We start from the raw sequence: 16,142 nt of genomic DNA, 5'->3' as shown, positions 1-16,142 counted from the left end.
CCGAACGGGACCACCCCGGCGTATGACTCACACCCTCGACCCCTCGTCACTGTTCGACGTCGGTCGCATCCGCGACGGCGTCGTCACTGCACTGGGCGTCGGCTCGGATACCGACGACGACTGTACGTGTTCGACGTCGGTTTCCTCGCCGACGGCGAACCCGGACAGTTCGCGTCGCTCGCTCGTCGTCGATGCCTCGTCCTGTCCGGGCGCTGGCGCGCTCGCAACCGAACCCGCCTGTCGCGCGTCCGTGATTTCGGCGCTCGAATCGACCGACGTGGAGTCGGTGGTCGTTCGAACCGCGGGGCTGGAACACCGATACGACGGCGACGCCTGCGCGCTGCTCGTCGCGGCGGGGCGCTTCGCCGAGCGCGTCGGCCACCGCGACGAACGACTCGCCTCACGCGCTCGTCACGACCCGCTCGCGGCCGCACACGAAGCACTCGGACGAGCGGGAGCGATTCGCCGCGCCGCCGTCGAGACCGGACTCGCCGAGGGCGCATCGCGGGCACCCGACGACGCGACGGCGCTCCGCGCACACGTCGGCCCTGAGGTTGCGCGCTTTCGAGCCGACAGACACCCACCGAGGGACGCCAGCCTCGTGAGCCGCGAGACGTTGGAGACGGGGTCGGTCGTTCGGCAGTACGACACGGCCGAGGGACCGCTGTACCACCTCGACCCGCCGGAGTCGAATCTCGACCCCGCCGCGGCCCGCACGCTCGACGAGGCCCACGACGCACTCGCACGCGGTGTCGTCTCCGGCGGCGAGCGCGCACCCGGTCGGGCGGTTCGCCACGTCGCCGACGAAGACGCCCCGGTGTCGATGCTCACGTCGATTCTCACCAAACACGTCCGCGGCTACGGCATCCTCGACGACTTCTTCGCCGACCCGTCGGTCTCAGACGTGTACCTCTCGCATCCGGTCTGTGAGACGCCGATTCGCGTCGTCGTGAGCGGGACGACGATGCGGACGAACGTCCGTCTCGCGCCCGGCGGGGCAGAATCGCTCGCCTCGCGTCTGCGCCGCGAGAGCGGGTCGCCCTTCTCGCGTGCCGACCCGACGCTCGACGCCGTCATCGACGTCGGCTCGGGTCGCGTCCGCGTCGCGGGCGTGACCGCCCCCGCGAGCGAAGGACTCGGCTTCGCGTTTCGACGCCACGACGAGACGCCGCTGACGCTCCCGTCGCTCGTCGCCAACGGGACGCTCACCGCCGAGTCTGCGGCCCTTTGCTCGCTCGCCGTCGAACGCGGCGCGTCCGTCCTCGTCGCCGGTGCTCGCGGTGCCGGCAAGACGACGTTCCTCGGGTCGCTGCTGTGGGACCTCCCCGCGGACGTTCGGACGGTGCTCATCGAGGATGCGCCCGAACTCCCGGCCGGGACGTTGCAAGATGCGGGTCGTGACGTGCAGGCGTTGCAAACCGACCCCGCCGACGGTCCCGCGCCGACGCCGCAGGACGCGCTTCACACGGCGCTTCGACTCGGTGACGGCGCGCTCGTCGTCGGCGAAGTCCGCGGCGACGAAGCAGCGGTCCTGTTCGAAGCGATGCGCGTCGGGTCGAATTCGAGCGCGGCGCTCGGGACGATTCACGGCGACGGCGCTGCTGCGGTCCGAGAGCGCGTCGTCTCCGACCTCGGCGTCTCGCCCTCGTCGTTCGCAACGACGGACCTCGTGGTCACCTGCGAACACGCCGGGAGTCACCGCGTCGCCACCATCGAGGAAGTCCGTTCGACCGGCGACGACGCCACCTTCGAGACGCTGTTCGCCCACGACGGCGAGCGGGTCGTCCCGACGGGTGCGCTCGCCCGCGGTGACAGCCACGTCGTAGAGTCCATCTCGGCACCCGATGAGTCCTACCGCGACGTTCTCGCCGCACTCGACCAGCGAGAGGCCCGCCTCTCGATGCTCGCCGAGACGGGACAGACGAAGCCCGCTGATTTGGCCGCGAATGCCGGAGGTGCGTCACAATGACGACGCTCGCGTTCGAATCGGTGCTTCCCGCTGTCGCGCGTCTCGCCCCGGTCAGTGCCGACCCGAGCGACGAACTCCAGCGGTCGCTGTCGTTTCTGGATGCGAACGTCGATGCCGAGACGGTCGTGCAGGCTGGCTACGGCGCGGCACTCGTGGGTGGCGTGCTCGTCGGTCTCTGTTCGGCGTTCGTCGTCCCACCGCTGAGTGCGTTCGTCGCCGCACTCGCAGCGATGCTCGTGACGGCCCACGCAGTCCACGTGCTCCCGGTTTGGCTCGCCGCGCTGGAGCGGACGCAGGCACTCGGAAGCGCGCCCGCGCTCGTCGGCCGCCTCGTCCTCCGGATGCGAGTCGAACCCTCCGTCGAGCGCGCGACCCTCTTTGCCGCACGCTCTGGTGACGGGCCACTTTCGTCGTCGCTGGCGACGCACGTCGAACACGCTCGCGGGTCGCCACGGACGGGACTCGGTGACTTCGCCGCCGCGTGGCGCTCGTGGTTCCCCGCGCTCGACCGCGCAGCGGCACTCGTCGAGACGGCCGCTGACGCACCCGCAGGAGAACGTGACCGCGCACTCGACAGAGCGCACGAAATCGTCCGCGAAGGCACGCGCGACCAACTCGCGTCGTTCACGAGCGAGGTCCGCGGACCGGTGACCGCCGTCTACGCCTTCGGCGTCCTCCTCCCGCTCGCGCTCGTCGGCGCGCTCCCCGCGGCCCGTATCGCCGGCATCCAGCTTTCGGTCGTCCACGTCGCGCTCCTGTACGATGTCGTGCTTCCCGTCGCGCTCGTGGCCGCCATCGGGTGGGTGCTCGCGCGTCGGCCGGTCGCGTTCGCACCTGTCGCGGTCGATACCTCGCATCCGGCGGTTGCCGACCACCGACTCCACGCGCTCGTCGCTTCCATCGCGGCTGCCGCGGCCGGGTTCGTCGGCACCGACCTGTTCGTCGCCTCGTGGGCCGCGCCGTTGGCCGCCCTCGGTCTCGGCGTCGGGTCGGGCATGTTCGTCGTCACCCGTCCCGTGGTCGAACTCCGCGACCGAGTTCGGGGTGTCGAAGACGGACTGTCCGACGTGCTCTACCTCGTGGGCCGCGCCATCAACGACGGTGAGGCGGTCGAATCCGCCCTCGTGCGTGCCGCAACGTCGGTTCCCGGTGCGACCGGCGAGTTGTTCGAAGCCGCCGTCGGCGTGCAGAACCGCCTCCGCGTCGGCGTCGTCGAGTCGTTCTCCGGGGAGTACGGCGTCCTTAACGAACTCCCGAGCCAGCGAGTTGCGAGCGTGGCGACCTTGCTCGGTCTCGCGGCGAGTGAAGGCCGTCCCGCCGGACACGCCATCGTCGCAATGGCCGACCAGCTCGCGGCACTCAACCGACTCGACCTCGACGCGCGCCGCGAACTCGCCAGTATCACCGAGACGCTGTCGAACACGGGGTCGATATTCGGCCCGCTCGTCGCGGGTGCGACCGTCGCGCTCGCAGACGGCATGGGTCCGGCGCGCTCGCTCGATTCGGCCGGCGTCGTCGAACCGCTGGCGACGGCAGACCTCGGTCTCGTCGTGGGGAGCTACGTGCTCCTCTCGGCGGTCATCCTCACGACGCTCTCGGTCGGCGTCGCACACGGACTCGACCGCTCGCTGGTCGCACACAACGTCGGGAAGGCGCTCGTCTCGGCGACGACAATCTTCCTCGCCGCGTTCGTCGCCGCGGGGACGATTCTCTGAGCTGAGGTTTATATACTGAGACGGGACCACCCCGGGCTATGTTCGATGCACCAATCGAGTCGCTGTCTCTCTGGACGGCCCTCGCGCTCGGCGGGGTCGTCTTACTCGGCGTCGTCGGTGGGCTTTCGTCGCCGCCCGCACCCGACGCTCCGGCTGTCGCCGACGCCATCGACCGCGTCGCGGTCGCCGAGTACGACGCGTCTGCGACTGTCCACCTCGACGCCGAGTCCGTTCGCCTCGGCACGCACCGAATCGCGCTTCGAAACGACGGCGGCACGTCACACGCGACGTTCGCGTTCGGCCCGGTCACGCCCGCGACGCCCGGGACGCCGCTCGCCGCCGTCGCACGGGGTTCGTCGCCCGAGTCGGTCTTCGATACGCCAGCGGCGTTCGAATCCGCGCTCGCCGACGCGCGCACGACCAATGCGTCGTGGCACGCCGCCGAAGAATCGCTCGTCGTTCGCCGAATATCGTGGGAGGGAGTCGATGCACTCGTCGTCGTCGCGTAGAGCACAACTCTCGCCGCTGTCGGCGCTGACGGCGTTTTTCGTCGTGTGCGCGGCGATTACGGGCTACGCGACGGTGCTGAACGACGCGCGCCCGACTTCGGAGCGGAATCTCGGCGAGACGACGCTCTCGGCCGTCGAATCCTCGCTCGAAGACGATACCGGCGTCGTCGCGCTTCCTGACGAATCTGCATCCGTCTCGTCGTGCCCCGACGGCTACTCGTGTCGCGTCGTCGTCGCCGCTGGCGACCACCGCCGTGTCATCGGCGCGACTGATCCTGTTCCCACGGATGCCGACCGCGCGACGACCCGTGTCAGCGTTCGTGTCGCGCCCGGCGACGTTCGCTTCGGGACGCTTCGCGTGGAGGTGTGGAAATGACCGACCTCGTGTTCGACGTTGCGCTCTGTCTCCTGCTCGTGAGCGCGAGCATCGGCGTCGTCGCAACCGCCGACGAACCGACGACGGGCGACGACTCGCTCGACCCCGACGGTATCGCCGACGCGCTCGCAACGAGCACGGCGACGGTCCACTACGACCTCGAACCGGGCGTTCAGGCCGCCGATTCGTCCCTCCTCGACACGGGCGGCGTCGATGCCCGCGAACTCGACCGAACCGCCCACGGCAGTCTCGCTGGTCTCCTCGCTCGGGCGACGCTCGGCGCGGTCACCATCGACGGCGTTCGACTCACGCACGCCCGCGACGGACTCCGCCGCGCAGTCGGCGAGCGAGTCGCGGCCGAACTCCCTGCCCGCGGCATCCACGTCGGTGTGCAGTGGACGCCGTACCCCGGCGCACCGGTTCGTGCGGTCGATGGGCTGGGCGAACGGCCACCCGAAAGCGTCGCCGTCCACAGCGCGACGCTACGCGTTCCGAGTGGTTTCCCAACCGCACGCGAAGACGCAATCGACGCCAGCGACGACGGCTTCGACGCCGTCGCACGCGTCGTCGCCGAGCGAACCATCGCGGGACTGTTCCCACCTGAACAGGACCGCCTCGCACTCAACGGCGACGAACCGGTTACGACGCTGATGCGCACGCGCTACGAGCGCGCCGGTCGGTTGCTGAACGCATCCGTCGAACCCGAAGTCGCTCGCAGTGAGACCGAGGCGGCGAACGCCGACCTCTCGGCCCGACTGGCATCGAAGTTCGAAGCCGACATGCGCGACCGGTTCGACTCGCCGCGCGCCGCGGCCGAGAGCGTCGCAGTCGGCCGAATCACCATCGTCGTCAGGACGTGGTCACGATGAGACTCGCCGACGACACGCGCGGCCGTGTGCCGTTCGCCCTCTTGGGCGTGCTGCTCCTCGTTTCGAGTGCGACGTTCTCTGGTGCGCTCTCGGGGCAGTCGCTCGTCACGGACCAGCGCGTCGATGTCTCGATGGACCGCGCGACGGCGCAGGTCGATGCGACCGTTCGCAGCGCGGTTTCTGCCGCCGCCCGCGACGCCGCCGCCAACCCGGTGACGACGCCGGCGAACACGACAGTCGGTCGGGTACTTTCCGAGAACGACACCTTCCGTGACTACCTCAAACTGCGAATCGCGCTGGAGGCGAAGTCGCGTCTCGAATCCGTCTCGGCGGGTCGAAACGGCGTTCGAGCCACGGCGTCGCTCCCGAACGCGACCAACGAATCGACCCTTCGAACGTTGCTCTCGCGGGTCTCCATCGAGAGTCGGGAGAACGGGACGCTCCTCGTTGCGACCGTCGAGAACGTCTCCGTCGAAGCGGTGCGAGAAGGCGACGTCGTCGCCAGCGAACCGGTGACGAGCACCGTCAGCGTGCAGACGCCTGTGCTCGCACTGCACGAGAAGACCGAGACGTTCGAACGCCGACTCGATGCGAACGCGCTGAACGGCGGAACGCTGGACGCCACCGTGACGACCGCGCTCTGGACGAGTGCGTGGGCGCGAGGATGGGGCCAGTACAGCGGCCTCCCAATCGACAACGTCGTCTCGAACGAACACGCCGCGCTTGCGACGAACGCCGGCGTGTTGCTCGCCGAACAACAGACGTTCGGTACGACCGACCGTGACGCTCGCGGAGCGATGGGTCGCGCCGCGGCCCGAGCAGGCGCACGAGCAATCCTCTCGGAGAGCGGCGTTCCCGTCGCCCCCGAGATGGCGAACGCGCTCCCGTCCCCGAACCGAGCCGACTCGCCGGACCCGACGATTCCCGAGGACCGGCGTATCAACGTCTCGGCGGGGTCGGCCGCGGACGCGGCGTTCGTGTCACTCCTCGACGGGACGAACGGCCCGTCGATTGCGGACCTCTCGACGGACGCCTACCGTGCCGACGTCGTGGTCGTCGCGGACGTGACGGAAGTCGCAGACACCACTGGGACGACCCAATCGCCGGGCGACGAGTGGGAACACGTCGAGACGCGCACGGAGACCGACTCGTCGGTGACGACGCGTTCGACGACCCTCCCCGGCGGCGTGGACGACTCGCTCGTCGTCGATGCCGGGTCACGACTCGTCTCCGAGACGACGACGACCACGCGGACGTGGCGCGATGGAAACGTGACGCTGACCACTCGCCAGCGGTCGAACACGACCCATCGCGTCGATATCGCCGTCGTCGCCGAGCCACACGCGCTCCCCGGGCCATCGAAACAGATCGACCCGGTGTTCGAATCCGGCGGCGTGCTCGAAAGCGAGAATCTCCGTGAGGCGAAGGCCGAAGGCGACGATATCGTCGCTACCCGCGGTGGAATGGACGGTCTCGCCCGCGACGCGGTCGAGTCGGATATCGATATCCAACGAACCGTTTCAGCGGACAAACCGACCGACATCGAACCGTGGATTCGCGCCGACCTGTACGCGCTCCACCAGCGGGTGAAAAATCGCTCTGTCTCCGTGCCGGCGCGGAAAATCGCCGCGGGCGAGGTCAACCCCGCGGGCGAACTGGCGGCGTCGATTCGCGCCGACCGCGCTGAACTCGTCGCCGCCCCGGACACCTACGACGGCGTCGCCGACAGGGCGCGTGTCGCTGCCCGTGCGGCCTACCTCGACCGCGTTCTGTCCGCACTCGACCGCCGCGCGAACACGACCGAACGCGTGACGAACGCGACCGAATCCACCGCACAGGACGCGGGCGTCGAGTCGCTCTCGGCCGCCGTTCAGGGCGCACGTGACGCGCGAACGTCGCTGGAATCCGCATCGGAAAATCGCACGGCGGAGTCCGAGACCGAAGTTCGGTACGTGCCCGACGCGGACCCGATGTACCTCTCGCTGAGCGGTCTCAACGGTTCGACCATGCCCGAAGTCAGCTCTGACGGGACGTACCATCCGCTGGCGGCCCGCAACACCAACCTGTTCACGCTGCCGTACGGCGATGCGACCGACACGGTTCTGTCGCCCATCTTCGGAAGCAACCGTCGGGTTCCGCTTCGCGTCGCCGCGCGCGCCCTGCTCGCGGCCGACTCGACGCTCGCACAGACCGGCCCGAACGAGACGCTCCAGACGCGCCGCGACGACCTCGAAATCGCAGTCACTCGCTCGATGGCTCCGACGAGAGACGCCGCGCGCGAGACGCTGAAATCGCACACCGACCTGACGCTCACCGAGCGACGAAACGCGCTCACGGGCGGATTGAGCCGATGGCCCGACCCAGCGCACCGCGCACTCGCAATCTCCAACGGCTCTGCGGCGCGCGCCATCGCCGTCGAAGTCGCGGGCGCGGGCACCACCGAAGCCGACATCCTCGAACTCAGACTGGACAACGCGTTCCGCGACGCACGCCAGACCCCCGCGGCGACGGTTCCACAGCGACTCACCAACCGAACGGTTCAGACGACGCGCACGACGAGACAGGACGTGCTCGCGGATGCTGTGACTGACGCCGCGATGAACGCCACCGAAGACGCCGTTCACGGCAAACTGAACGAGACGCTCGAAAAGCGACTCGGCAAGTCGTTCAAGCGCGTCCCCGCGGGGATGCCAGTCGCGCCCGTGCCGGGTTACTGGTACGCGACGGTCAACGTCTGGGACGTCGAAGTAAAAGGCGAGTTCGCGCAGTTCCGCGTGCACGCCCGCGGCGAGACAGAATCGCTGACCTACGCCCGAGACGGGTCGGCCGTCGAACTCGATTGGGACGACGACGGCGAGGCTGAGCGCGTCGGCCGCGGTGAACGAATCGACTTCGAGACGCGCGTGCCCATCGTCGTCGCCGTCCCGCCGAGTGGGGTCGGCGTCGGCGATATCGACGGCGACGCGGACGAACGCTCCGAGGGGTGGGCGAACGGGCCGGGCTGTGAGATTCCGTCCGACTGCCGCGTCGCCTGAGGCCGCCCGCATCGAGTGATAACCGTTTTGCCGCCCGCCTCCCGAACACAGGGTATGTTATACGACGCCGTCGAGCAACCCGGCGCAGTCTCCCTCGACGAACTCCGCGCCGCCTACGACGACGAACTCCGCTCGGCAATCGACGCGATTGGACTCGATACCGCGGCCGACGCCGCGGGCGTTTCGGAAGAGACCGTCGAAAACGGCGTGCTCGACCTGACGCTCGAACAGGCCGCTTCGATTCTCGAACACGTCGATGGCAACCCCGACGCCGACGCCATCGTCTTCGAGTACCGCGACCACCTGCTCATGGGCATGACGACGGGCATCCTCGACGTGGATACGCTCGCCGCGGAGGTCGATTACGACGCCTCCGGCCAAGAGGTCCAGCAGGCAATCGAAGGCCGGATTTCGGCACCCGTCTCCGAACTCGCGGCCATCCACCACGCGATTGCCGTCCGTAACGAGCGATGAGGGTCGCCGTCCTCGGATGCGGCTACGTCGGTCTCGAACTCGCCCGACAACTCGTCGCCGAGGGTCACGACGTGTGGGGGATTCGCCGCTCGGACCACGGTCTCGAAGCGGTCGCTGAAACCGGCGCGCACCCAGTTCGCGCCGACGTGACAGAGCCAGCGTCGCTCGAATCCGTCCCCGACGTGGACCACGTCGTCTTCGCCGCCAGCTCCGGCGGCCGTGGTGCGGACGCCGCCCGAACCGTCTTCGTCGATGGCCTGCGCAGCGCAATCGACCACTTCGCCGCCCGCGACGACGCCCCGGACCGACTCGTCTACACGTCGAGTACGGGCGTCTACGGCGACCACGACGGCGCGTTCGTAGACGAATCGACGCCGCTCGACCCGACGACAGACAAGACGCGCGTCCTCGCCGAGGCGGAACGCGTGGCCCGCGAATACGCCGCCGAACGGGGTATCGAGGGAACCGTCGCCCGATTCGCGGGACTCTACGGTCCCGACCGCTATCGACTCTCCCGATACATCGAGGGACCGGTCACCGCGGGCTATCTGAACATGGTCCACCGCGACGACGCCGCCGGAGCGGTGCGATTCTTCCTCGAGACTGACCGCGCCCGCGACGAAGTCGTCCTGGTCGTCGATGACGAACCCGTCTCGAAACACGACTTTGCGGACTATCTGGCCGACGCGTGCGGCGTTCGGTCGCCCGAAAAGCGGTCGAAACAAGAACGGCTTGAAGAAGGCGACCTCTCGGAAGCCGCCAAACGTCGAATTTTAACGAGCAAACGTTGCTCGAACGACCGATTGCGCGAACTTGGGTACGACTTTTACTACCCCACGTACCGCGAGGGGTATCGGGACGCAATTAATGCCTATCGAGCGTCAAGTGAGTGATACACTGGCGATGAACATCTCGCCAAGTCGTACGTTCTGTCGTTCGTGAAACATCGATTTGGGGGAATATTCATACCGCCGGGCTTAGACGTGATGGGTAATGGTTGGTTCGGTGGGTGGGATTGACATGCCTGGCGTCACTGGTGCCATCCAGTCGTTCGTCAGCACCTACCCGGAAGTCGTCGCCGCAATCGTCGTCGGCATCGTCGCCGTCGCACTGGGAGTGTACGCTGCGCTCCGATTCAAGCGCCCGATGGGTGCGCGCTTCATCGACGCGCTGAGCGACGTGGACGAAATCGCGGTGCTCATGCATCCGAACCCGGACCCCGACGCGATGGCCGCCGCAATCGGCGTGGCGAACTTAGCCGAACAAGTCGGCACAAAGTCCACGATTCAATTCGCAGGCCAAATCAGACACCAAGAAAACCGCGCGTTCCGAACCGTCCTCGACCTCGACCTCCATTCTATCGACCACGTGAGCGACTTAGCGGCCGAGGCCGTCGTCCTCGTGGACCACAACTCCCCGCGTGGCTTCGCCGGGGCCGAGAGCGTCCTTCCGTACGCCGTCGTAGACCACCACCCCGGCGACGGCGGGGGCGAGGCGTTCACGGACGTTCGAACCGACTACGGCGCGGCCTCCAGTATCGTCGCCGAATACTTCCGCGATATCGGCGCGAAACCCGTCCCGCCGGACATGCACGCGAGCGAGGTCAACTCCACGTACACCGTCCCCTCGCAGGTCTCGACCGGTCTCCTGTACGGCATCCTCACGGACACGAAGAACCTCACCGCGGGGTGTTCGGCACCCGACTTCGCGGCCGCGGGGTACCTCTTCCCCGGCGTCAACGAGGACCACCTCGACCGCATCGCCAACCCCGAAGTCTCCCGCGAAGTGCTCGAAGCGAAGGCTCGCGCAATCGCCGGCCGCGACGTTCGCGGTCCCTTCGCCGTCGCCGACATCGGGTCGCTCTCGAACGTCGATGCCATCCCGCAGGCGGCGGACGAACTCATCCAACTCGAAGGTGTCACTGCGGCGGTCGTCTGCGGCGAACGCGACGGCAACGTCTATCTCTCGGGTCGCTCGCGCGACGACCGGGTCCACATGGGCCGCACCCTCGAAGCCGCCGTAGACGAGTATCGCGGGTCGAGCGCGGGCGGCCACGCCCGGATGGGCGGCGGGCAGATTCTCCGCCCCGAAATCTCGACCGACGGCGGCGACGGCGACGACATCTCGCGGGCGGAACTCGTCGAGCGGATTTTCGACGCCCTCTCGGGCGAAGTGTGACTGTTGCCCCGGTGACCCTTACTGCCGGACCGAGAGCCAGCACGCCGGACCGAGAGTCAGTACATCGGACCGGTGACCACTACCCCGGACCGGTGACCATTAACCGCCGTCGCTCGTAGCCTCGTCCATGGCTACAGGACGGGCGACGTGGTCCTATCGGGATACCTACGGCGACAGCTTCGGACGGACGTTCTTCCGCCGATTCGGTCCCGGCGTCACCTCCAGTATCGCGCTCGGAACCTACCTCGGCGACCCGACCGACGAGGTCGATGCGAACTACCGCGAGGCGATTACGCTCGCGCTCGAATCGGGAATCAACTTCGTCGATACCGCCTCGAACTACCGCATGAGTCGCTCCGAGCGCGTCGTCGGCGAGGCCATCCGAGAGGCATCGACCGACCGCGACGCGGTCTTCGTCGCCTCCAAAGCGGGGTTCGTCCCGTTCGACAGGACCCGCCCCAAGAACCCGGGTCAGTACGTCCGCGAGACGGTTCTCGACCCCGGACTCGCCTCGGCCGACGAACTCGCCTTCGGGAGCCACACTATCGCGCCCGCCTTCATCGACGAGATGGTGGACCGTTCGCTCGACGTGCTGGACCTCGACCACATCGACTGCTACTACCTCCACAACCCCGAGACGCAGTTAGAAATCGCCGATAGAGGGACCGTCTACGACCGAATCGAAGCGGCCTTCGAAGTGCTCGAATCGCGCGTTGCGACCGGCGATATCGGTCGGTACGGCGTCGCCACGTGGGACGCCTTCCGCGTCCCCGACGACGACGAGTCGTATCTCTCGCTCCCGGAAGTCGTCCGACGGGCCGAGCGCGCCGCCGAGACGGTCGGCAACGACGGCCGCGGACTGGAGGCGATTCAACTTCCGTTCAACGTGTTGATGGCCGACGCGTTCACTGTCGAGTCCCACGCCGGCGACGACGGCGAGCCGACGAGCGCGCTGTGGTACGCCCACGAACACGACCTGCACGTCTTCACGAGCGCGAGCATCGCACAGGGTGACCTCGCAGCGTCGATTCCGGAAGCTATCGATGCACAACTCACGGGTGACACGCCCGCCCAACGTGCGCTCAACTTCGCCCGGAGCGCGCCGGGGGTGACCTCAGCAATCGTCGGTACGTCCTCGGTCGAACACGTCGCAGAGAATATCGCGGCCGGAACCTTCGACCCGCTGGGAGCGCGGGCGTTCGACGCCGTCTTCGAGTAACTGCCGTCTGTCAGTCGTTATCGCGGTCAGTCGTCGTCGCGGTCAGTCGTTACCGCAGTTCCTTCCACTCGCGTCCGCACTCGGGACAGGTGCGAACCGAGAAGATTTCGTCGGGGTCGTTCTTCTTCTTCAGCGACTTCCCGCAGTCGGCGCAGGTCAGTCGCTCGTAGGTGTCTTTTTTCAGCTCACCGTCACGAAGCCCCTTCCGCGTTGATTTCATAACTTGCAGTTTGTGCAACACGCATAAAAAGACGCCGGGCGACCCGGCAACCGTGTCTCGGTTCGAAAGGATTGTCACCCCACAGTGCGCGAGTTCAGGCAGTGTCTCGTGGCCGTCTCTTCGGAACCCTCTGTGGGATGATATTTCTCGTCAATCTCGCACGAGTCGTCTTCGCACCGCTCCTCGGTGAGTTCATCACCTTCTTCGAGGTCAACCGCGCGACCGTCGGGTTCGTGGCCACGCTCGTCTGGCTCGGAAGCGCGACCCTCCGCGTGCCGACCGGGTGGGCGCTGACCCGAATTCCACGTCACCGCGTCGTCCTCGGAACCGGACTCGTGCTCGTCCTCGCGTCGGCGCTCACCGCCAGCGCGACCTCTATCGAGATGTTGATGGTCGGCGCGGCGGCGATGGGACTCGCGTCGGGGGCATACTTCGTCGCCGCCAACCCGCTGGTGAGCGAACTCTACCCCGAACGCGTCGGCCGCGCGATGGGGATTCACGGCACTGCGAGCCAACTCGCGGCCGTCTTCGTCGCCCCGTTCGTCACGCTCGTCCTCGCCGTCGCGCCGGCGCTCATCGAGCGCTTCGGAATCGTCTCCGCGCCGTGGCAACTCGTCTTCGTCTGTATCGGCATCGCGGCCGCGGTCGTCACGCTCGTTCTCTTCTTCGCCGCACGCTCGACTGACCTCCCCGACGCGGGGTCGTCCGACCGCGACCTCCTCAGTGCCGTTCGCAAGGAGTGGCGAATCATCCTCACGGGCGTCGTCATCCTCGGCGCGACCGGGTTCGTCTGGCAGGGGCTGTTCAACTTCTACGAGTTGTACATGGTCTCGAAGGGCCTGAGTGAAGCGACGGCGCGAAACATGCTCACCGTCATCTTCGGCGCGGGCGTCCCCGCGTTCTTCTTCTCGGGGCGCCTCGCCGACCGTCTCCCCCGAGTGCCGTACATCCTCGGCGTCCTCGTCGCGTTCGTGCTCTCGCTGCTCGTGCTCACGCAACTCTCGGGACTCCTCCCACTGCTCGCCATCACGGCCGTCGTCGGCTACGTCATTCACAGTCTGTTTCCCGCACTCGACACCTACCTACTGGACACCCTGCCCGACGAGAGTCGCGGCAGCGCTTACTCGGTCTACTCGTTCGGCATGATGATATTCCAGGCGAACGGCGCGGGCGCGGTCGGCTACCTGACCGAGTTCTTCTCGTTCAACGAGGTGTACATCGGTCTCGCACTCGGTCTCGGCGTCGTCGTCGGCAGCCTCGTCGGTCTCCAGCGCCTCGGCCGGATTCCGAACTAGCGTCCCGTTCCGACGCCTCGCACCTCGAACTTTTCTGTACACAGCGCCCACCTCCACCACGATGGAGTACGTACAAGAGCGGGTGACGACCCTCCACGACCTCTCGGCAGCGACTCCCGACGCGCCGATAGATCGCACCGCAGTCGTCGTCCCGATGACCGAACAGGAGTACGCCAGCCCTGCCACCGAGCACATTCTGACGACGCTCGAATCCCTCTCACCCGCTCGCGTGGTCGTCCCGCTTCGCGCCGCGGCCGACCGCGTCGTCTCTTTCGCCGAGTGGCTCTCCGAGTTCGACCTCTCGCTCGATATCGTCTGGTGCGACGGCCCGAGACTCGAATCCCTCCTCAACGACGCGAACCTCGATGGCCAGCGCGGCAAAGGCCGCGACGTGTGGGTGGCGCTCTGTGCTGCCTTCGACGAGGAGTACGTCGTCGTCCACGACGCCGACGCGAAAATTTACGGCGACCACTACGTCCCTCGACTCCTGTTCCCGCTCGCCCACGGCTACGACTTCTCGAAGGGCTACTACGCCCGCGTGGAGGACAACCGCCTCTACGGCCGCCTCTTCCGGCTGTTCTACACCCCGCTCGTTCGCGCGCTCGCCGACGAACTCGACGCGCCAATCGTGGACTACCTCGCTTCGTTCCGCTACGCGCTCGCCGGCGAATTTGCGATGACCGGCGACCTCGCCCGCCAAATCCGCCCGCAGCGGACGTGGGGGCTCGAACTCGGCACGCTCGGCGACGCGTACGACTTCGCGGGGTTCGACAAGAGCGCGCAGGTCGATTTGGGTGCCTACGTGCACGACCACCGGGCCGTCGGCGGGGCGACCGGACTCTCGGAAATGAGCACCTCCGTCGGCGAAACACTTCTTCGGGTGGTAGTCGAACGCGGAGGTGTGCCAGATTTCGACACGCTGCCTGACCGCTATCGCGCGGCCGGGATGAAACTCGTCGAACAGTACGCCACCGACGCGGCGTTCAACGGTCTCGATTTCGACTCCGAGGGCGAACGCGCACAGGTCGAAACCTACGCCGAGGCCGTCGTCGAACCGAGCGGCGACGACCGTCTGCCCGCGTGGACGGACGCGCCGATTACGCCCGGCGAGGTGCTAGCCGAAACGCAGTCGGACCTCCGTGCCGCACTGAGAGAGACATGAGCGAGGCGACCTACGACGATTTGGCAGGCATCGTGGACCTATTCGGTGCGCTCTCGCGCGACGAACTATCCGCGGCACTCGATGAGTTGGCCTTCAAGCAGGGCGAAGAGGCGAACGCAGAGGCGCTCGAAGCTGCCATCGAAGACGCCATCGCGGCGTACTATCTGGTTGAGTACGAGACCGACACTGCCGACGAGACGGCGCGACTGACCGTCGGCCCGATGGCGTTTCCGACCCTTCCGGCGCGCGCCGAAGACCTGCCGCACATCCTCGAATATCCGACGCGAGACGTCTCGCGCGAGGAGTTGGCCGAACAGGTCGAGACGCGACTGCGAGCGGACGCCGAGCGAGCAATCGACGATGGCGACGAGGAGGAAGTCGAGCGCTTGCTCGATGTGACCTACGACTTCGAGGCGTGGGCGAACGTCGATGCGTCGGAAATCCGGGACCGACTCGACGACGCGATTGCCGCAGAGGGGCAGGCCTAAGTCGTGACATCACCTCAGGGATTCGTGACGATGGACTTCACGGGCGTCGGCACGCACGAGCCACGAACCGTCGAAGCAGGGCGCAGAGCGGCCGTCATCGCACCCGTCCTCTTCCGCGACGACCGCCCTCACGTACTGTTTACGAAGCGTGCCGACCACCTCGGCGAGCACCCCGGCCAGATGAGCTTTCCCGGCGGCGGGACCGAACCGAGCGACGACGGATTGGAAGCGACCGCGCTCCGCGAGGCCAACGAGGAAATCGGACTTCGTCCCGACGAAGTGACCTTTCACGGCCGTCTCGACGACATCCTCACGATCACCGACTACGCCGTCTCGCCCTTCGTGGCGACCATCCCCGACCGCGAGTACGAACCCGACCACCGCGAAGTCGCCGAAATCGTCGCGCTCTCGGTCGATGACCTCACGTCGCGTGCGAACTACGAGTCCGAACGCCGCGACCACCCGACCTACGGCGACATCCGCCTCCACTTCTTCTACGTCGATGGCTACACCGTCTGGGGGGCGACCGGGCGAATGCTCGTCCAACTGCTCGAACTCACGACCGACTGGCGCATGCCCGAAGCGGTTGACCGCGTCGTTGACCCCGACGCCGACTATCCCGTCTGAGTTTCG

At 67.3% G+C, this 16,142-nt stretch carries 15 protein-coding genes; 14 read left to right on the top strand and 1 reads right to left on the bottom strand.

Annotated elements, in window-relative coordinates; translation table 11 throughout:
• Positions 1-22 precede the first annotated feature (22 nt).
• The 10 genes from ACFQJC_RS12660 to ACFQJC_RS12615 all read left to right on the top strand — a co-directional run bounded on the left by ACFQJC_RS12660 (position 23) and on the right by ACFQJC_RS12615 (position 12,344).
• The gene (locus ACFQJC_RS12660; RefSeq protein WP_390224017.1) at positions 23-1,969 is read left to right on the top strand and encodes an ATPase, T2SS/T4P/T4SS family; all 1,947 of its coding nucleotides are present in this window, start codon (positions 23-25) and stop codon (positions 1,967-1,969) included.
• Complete coding sequence (locus ACFQJC_RS12655) at positions 1,966-3,684, top strand: proline dehydrogenase family protein (protein ID WP_390224015.1); 1,719 nt, start codon at positions 1,966-1,968, stop codon at positions 3,682-3,684. Before ACFQJC_RS12660 ends, ACFQJC_RS12655 begins: the two co-directional genes overlap by 4 nt.
• A gap of 38 nt (positions 3,685-3,722) precedes the next feature.
• Complete coding sequence (locus ACFQJC_RS12650) at positions 3,723-4,193, top strand: DUF7283 family protein (protein ID WP_390224013.1); 471 nt, start codon at positions 3,723-3,725, stop codon at positions 4,191-4,193.
• The gene (locus ACFQJC_RS12645; RefSeq protein ID WP_390224011.1) at positions 4,171-4,569 is read left to right on the top strand and encodes a DUF7285 family protein; all 399 of its coding nucleotides are present in this window, start codon (positions 4,171-4,173) and stop codon (positions 4,567-4,569) included. The genes ACFQJC_RS12650 and ACFQJC_RS12645 overlap by 23 nt, the downstream gene beginning before the upstream one ends.
• Entirely contained in the window at positions 4,566-5,438 is an 873-nt protein-coding gene (locus tag ACFQJC_RS12640) for a DUF7284 family protein (RefSeq protein WP_390224009.1), read from the top strand. The genes ACFQJC_RS12645 and ACFQJC_RS12640 overlap by 4 nt, the downstream gene beginning before the upstream one ends.
• The gene (locus ACFQJC_RS12635; RefSeq protein WP_390224007.1) at positions 5,426-8,473 is read left to right on the top strand and encodes a DUF7286 family protein; all 3,048 of its coding nucleotides are present in this window, start codon (positions 5,426-5,428) and stop codon (positions 8,471-8,473) included. Before ACFQJC_RS12640 ends, ACFQJC_RS12635 begins: the two co-directional genes overlap by 13 nt.
• 54 nt (positions 8,474-8,527) lie before the next feature.
• Positions 8,528-8,947, top strand: a complete 420-nt coding sequence (locus ACFQJC_RS12630; protein ID WP_390224005.1) for a DUF5791 family protein — start codon at positions 8,528-8,530, stop codon at positions 8,945-8,947.
• Positions 8,944-9,840 carry an SDR family oxidoreductase gene (locus ACFQJC_RS12625; protein ID WP_390224003.1) on the top strand — a complete coding sequence of 299 codons (897 nt, stop codon included), beginning with the start codon at positions 8,944-8,946 and terminating at the stop codon, positions 9,838-9,840. Before ACFQJC_RS12630 ends, ACFQJC_RS12625 begins: the two co-directional genes overlap by 4 nt.
• A gap of 100 nt (positions 9,841-9,940) precedes the next feature.
• Entirely contained in the window at positions 9,941-11,125 is a 1,185-nt protein-coding gene (locus tag ACFQJC_RS12620) for a DHH family phosphoesterase (protein WP_390224001.1), read from the top strand.
• Between the two features lie 127 nt (positions 11,126-11,252).
• A complete protein-coding gene (locus ACFQJC_RS12615) occupies positions 11,253-12,344 on the top strand; it encodes an aldo/keto reductase (RefSeq protein WP_390223999.1) in 1,092 nt (363 codons plus the stop codon).
• 49 nt (positions 12,345-12,393) lie between these two features.
• Here the strand turns inward: ACFQJC_RS12615 and ACFQJC_RS12610 are convergent, their stop codons facing one another.
• Entirely contained in the window at positions 12,394-12,564 is a 171-nt protein-coding gene (locus ACFQJC_RS12610) for an HVO_0758 family zinc finger protein (protein ID WP_390223998.1), read from the bottom strand.
• A 137-nt stretch (positions 12,565-12,701) separates the two neighbouring features.
• Between ACFQJC_RS12610 and ACFQJC_RS12605 the strand changes: the two genes are divergently transcribed.
• The 4 genes from ACFQJC_RS12605 to ACFQJC_RS12590 all read left to right on the top strand — a co-directional run bounded on the left by ACFQJC_RS12605 (position 12,702) and on the right by ACFQJC_RS12590 (position 16,136).
• Positions 12,702-13,859, top strand: a complete 1,158-nt coding sequence (locus tag ACFQJC_RS12605) for an MFS transporter (protein WP_390225619.1) — start codon at positions 12,702-12,704, stop codon at positions 13,857-13,859.
• A gap of 61 nt (positions 13,860-13,920) precedes the next feature.
• Positions 13,921-15,021, top strand: a complete 1,101-nt coding sequence (locus ACFQJC_RS12600) for a glycosyltransferase family protein (protein ID WP_390223996.1) — start codon at positions 13,921-13,923, stop codon at positions 15,019-15,021.
• Positions 15,018-15,509, top strand: a complete 492-nt coding sequence (locus tag ACFQJC_RS12595; RefSeq protein ID WP_390223994.1) for a DUF7109 family protein — start codon at positions 15,018-15,020, stop codon at positions 15,507-15,509. Before ACFQJC_RS12600 ends, ACFQJC_RS12595 begins: the two co-directional genes overlap by 4 nt.
• Before the next feature lie 30 nt (positions 15,510-15,539).
• Entirely contained in the window at positions 15,540-16,136 is a 597-nt protein-coding gene (locus ACFQJC_RS12590) for an NUDIX hydrolase (protein ID WP_390225617.1), read from the top strand.
• Positions 16,137-16,142: the final 6 nt, after the last annotated feature.

This window comes from Haloferax namakaokahaiae (assembly GCF_042663225.1).
Classification (GTDB): domain Archaea; phylum Halobacteriota; class Halobacteria; order Halobacteriales; family Haloferacaceae; genus Haloferax; species Haloferax namakaokahaiae.
Note: the sequence above shows the minus strand (reverse complement) of the source record. Positions and strands in the feature narration are given on the sequence as shown.

What these genes read in the sequence shown, in the direction of transcription:
- ACFQJC_RS12660 (WP_390224017.1), top strand. Translation starts at nt 23, where the DNA reads ATGACTCACACCCTCGACCCCTCGTCACTGTTCGACGTCGGTCGCATC.
- ACFQJC_RS12655 (WP_390224015.1), top strand. Translation starts at nt 1,966, where the DNA reads ATGACGACGCTCGCGTTCGAATCGGTGCTTCCCGCTGTCGCGCGTCTC.
- ACFQJC_RS12650 (WP_390224013.1), top strand. Translation starts at nt 3,723, where the DNA reads ATGTTCGATGCACCAATCGAGTCGCTGTCTCTCTGGACGGCCCTCGCG.
- ACFQJC_RS12645 (WP_390224011.1), top strand. Translation starts at nt 4,171, where the DNA reads ATGCACTCGTCGTCGTCGCGTAGAGCACAACTCTCGCCGCTGTCGGCG.
- ACFQJC_RS12640 (WP_390224009.1), top strand. Translation starts at nt 4,566, where the DNA reads ATGACCGACCTCGTGTTCGACGTTGCGCTCTGTCTCCTGCTCGTGAGC.
- ACFQJC_RS12630 (WP_390224005.1), top strand. Translation starts at nt 8,528, where the DNA reads ATGTTATACGACGCCGTCGAGCAACCCGGCGCAGTCTCCCTCGACGAA.
- ACFQJC_RS12625 (WP_390224003.1), top strand. Translation starts at nt 8,944, where the DNA reads ATGAGGGTCGCCGTCCTCGGATGCGGCTACGTCGGTCTCGAACTCGCC.
- ACFQJC_RS12620 (WP_390224001.1), top strand. Translation starts at nt 9,941, where the DNA reads ATGGTTGGTTCGGTGGGTGGGATTGACATGCCTGGCGTCACTGGTGCC.
- ACFQJC_RS12615 (WP_390223999.1), top strand. Translation starts at nt 11,253, where the DNA reads ATGGCTACAGGACGGGCGACGTGGTCCTATCGGGATACCTACGGCGAC.
- ACFQJC_RS12610 (WP_390223998.1), bottom strand. Translation starts at nt 12,564, where the DNA reads ATGAAATCAACGCGGAAGGGGCTTCGTGACGGTGAGCTGAAAAAAGAC.
- ACFQJC_RS12605 (WP_390225619.1), top strand. Translation starts at nt 12,702, where the DNA reads ATGATATTTCTCGTCAATCTCGCACGAGTCGTCTTCGCACCGCTCCTC.
- ACFQJC_RS12600 (WP_390223996.1), top strand. Translation starts at nt 13,921, where the DNA reads ATGGAGTACGTACAAGAGCGGGTGACGACCCTCCACGACCTCTCGGCA.
- ACFQJC_RS12595 (WP_390223994.1), top strand. Translation starts at nt 15,018, where the DNA reads ATGAGCGAGGCGACCTACGACGATTTGGCAGGCATCGTGGACCTATTC.
- ACFQJC_RS12590 (WP_390225617.1), top strand. Translation starts at nt 15,540, where the DNA reads ATGGACTTCACGGGCGTCGGCACGCACGAGCCACGAACCGTCGAAGCA.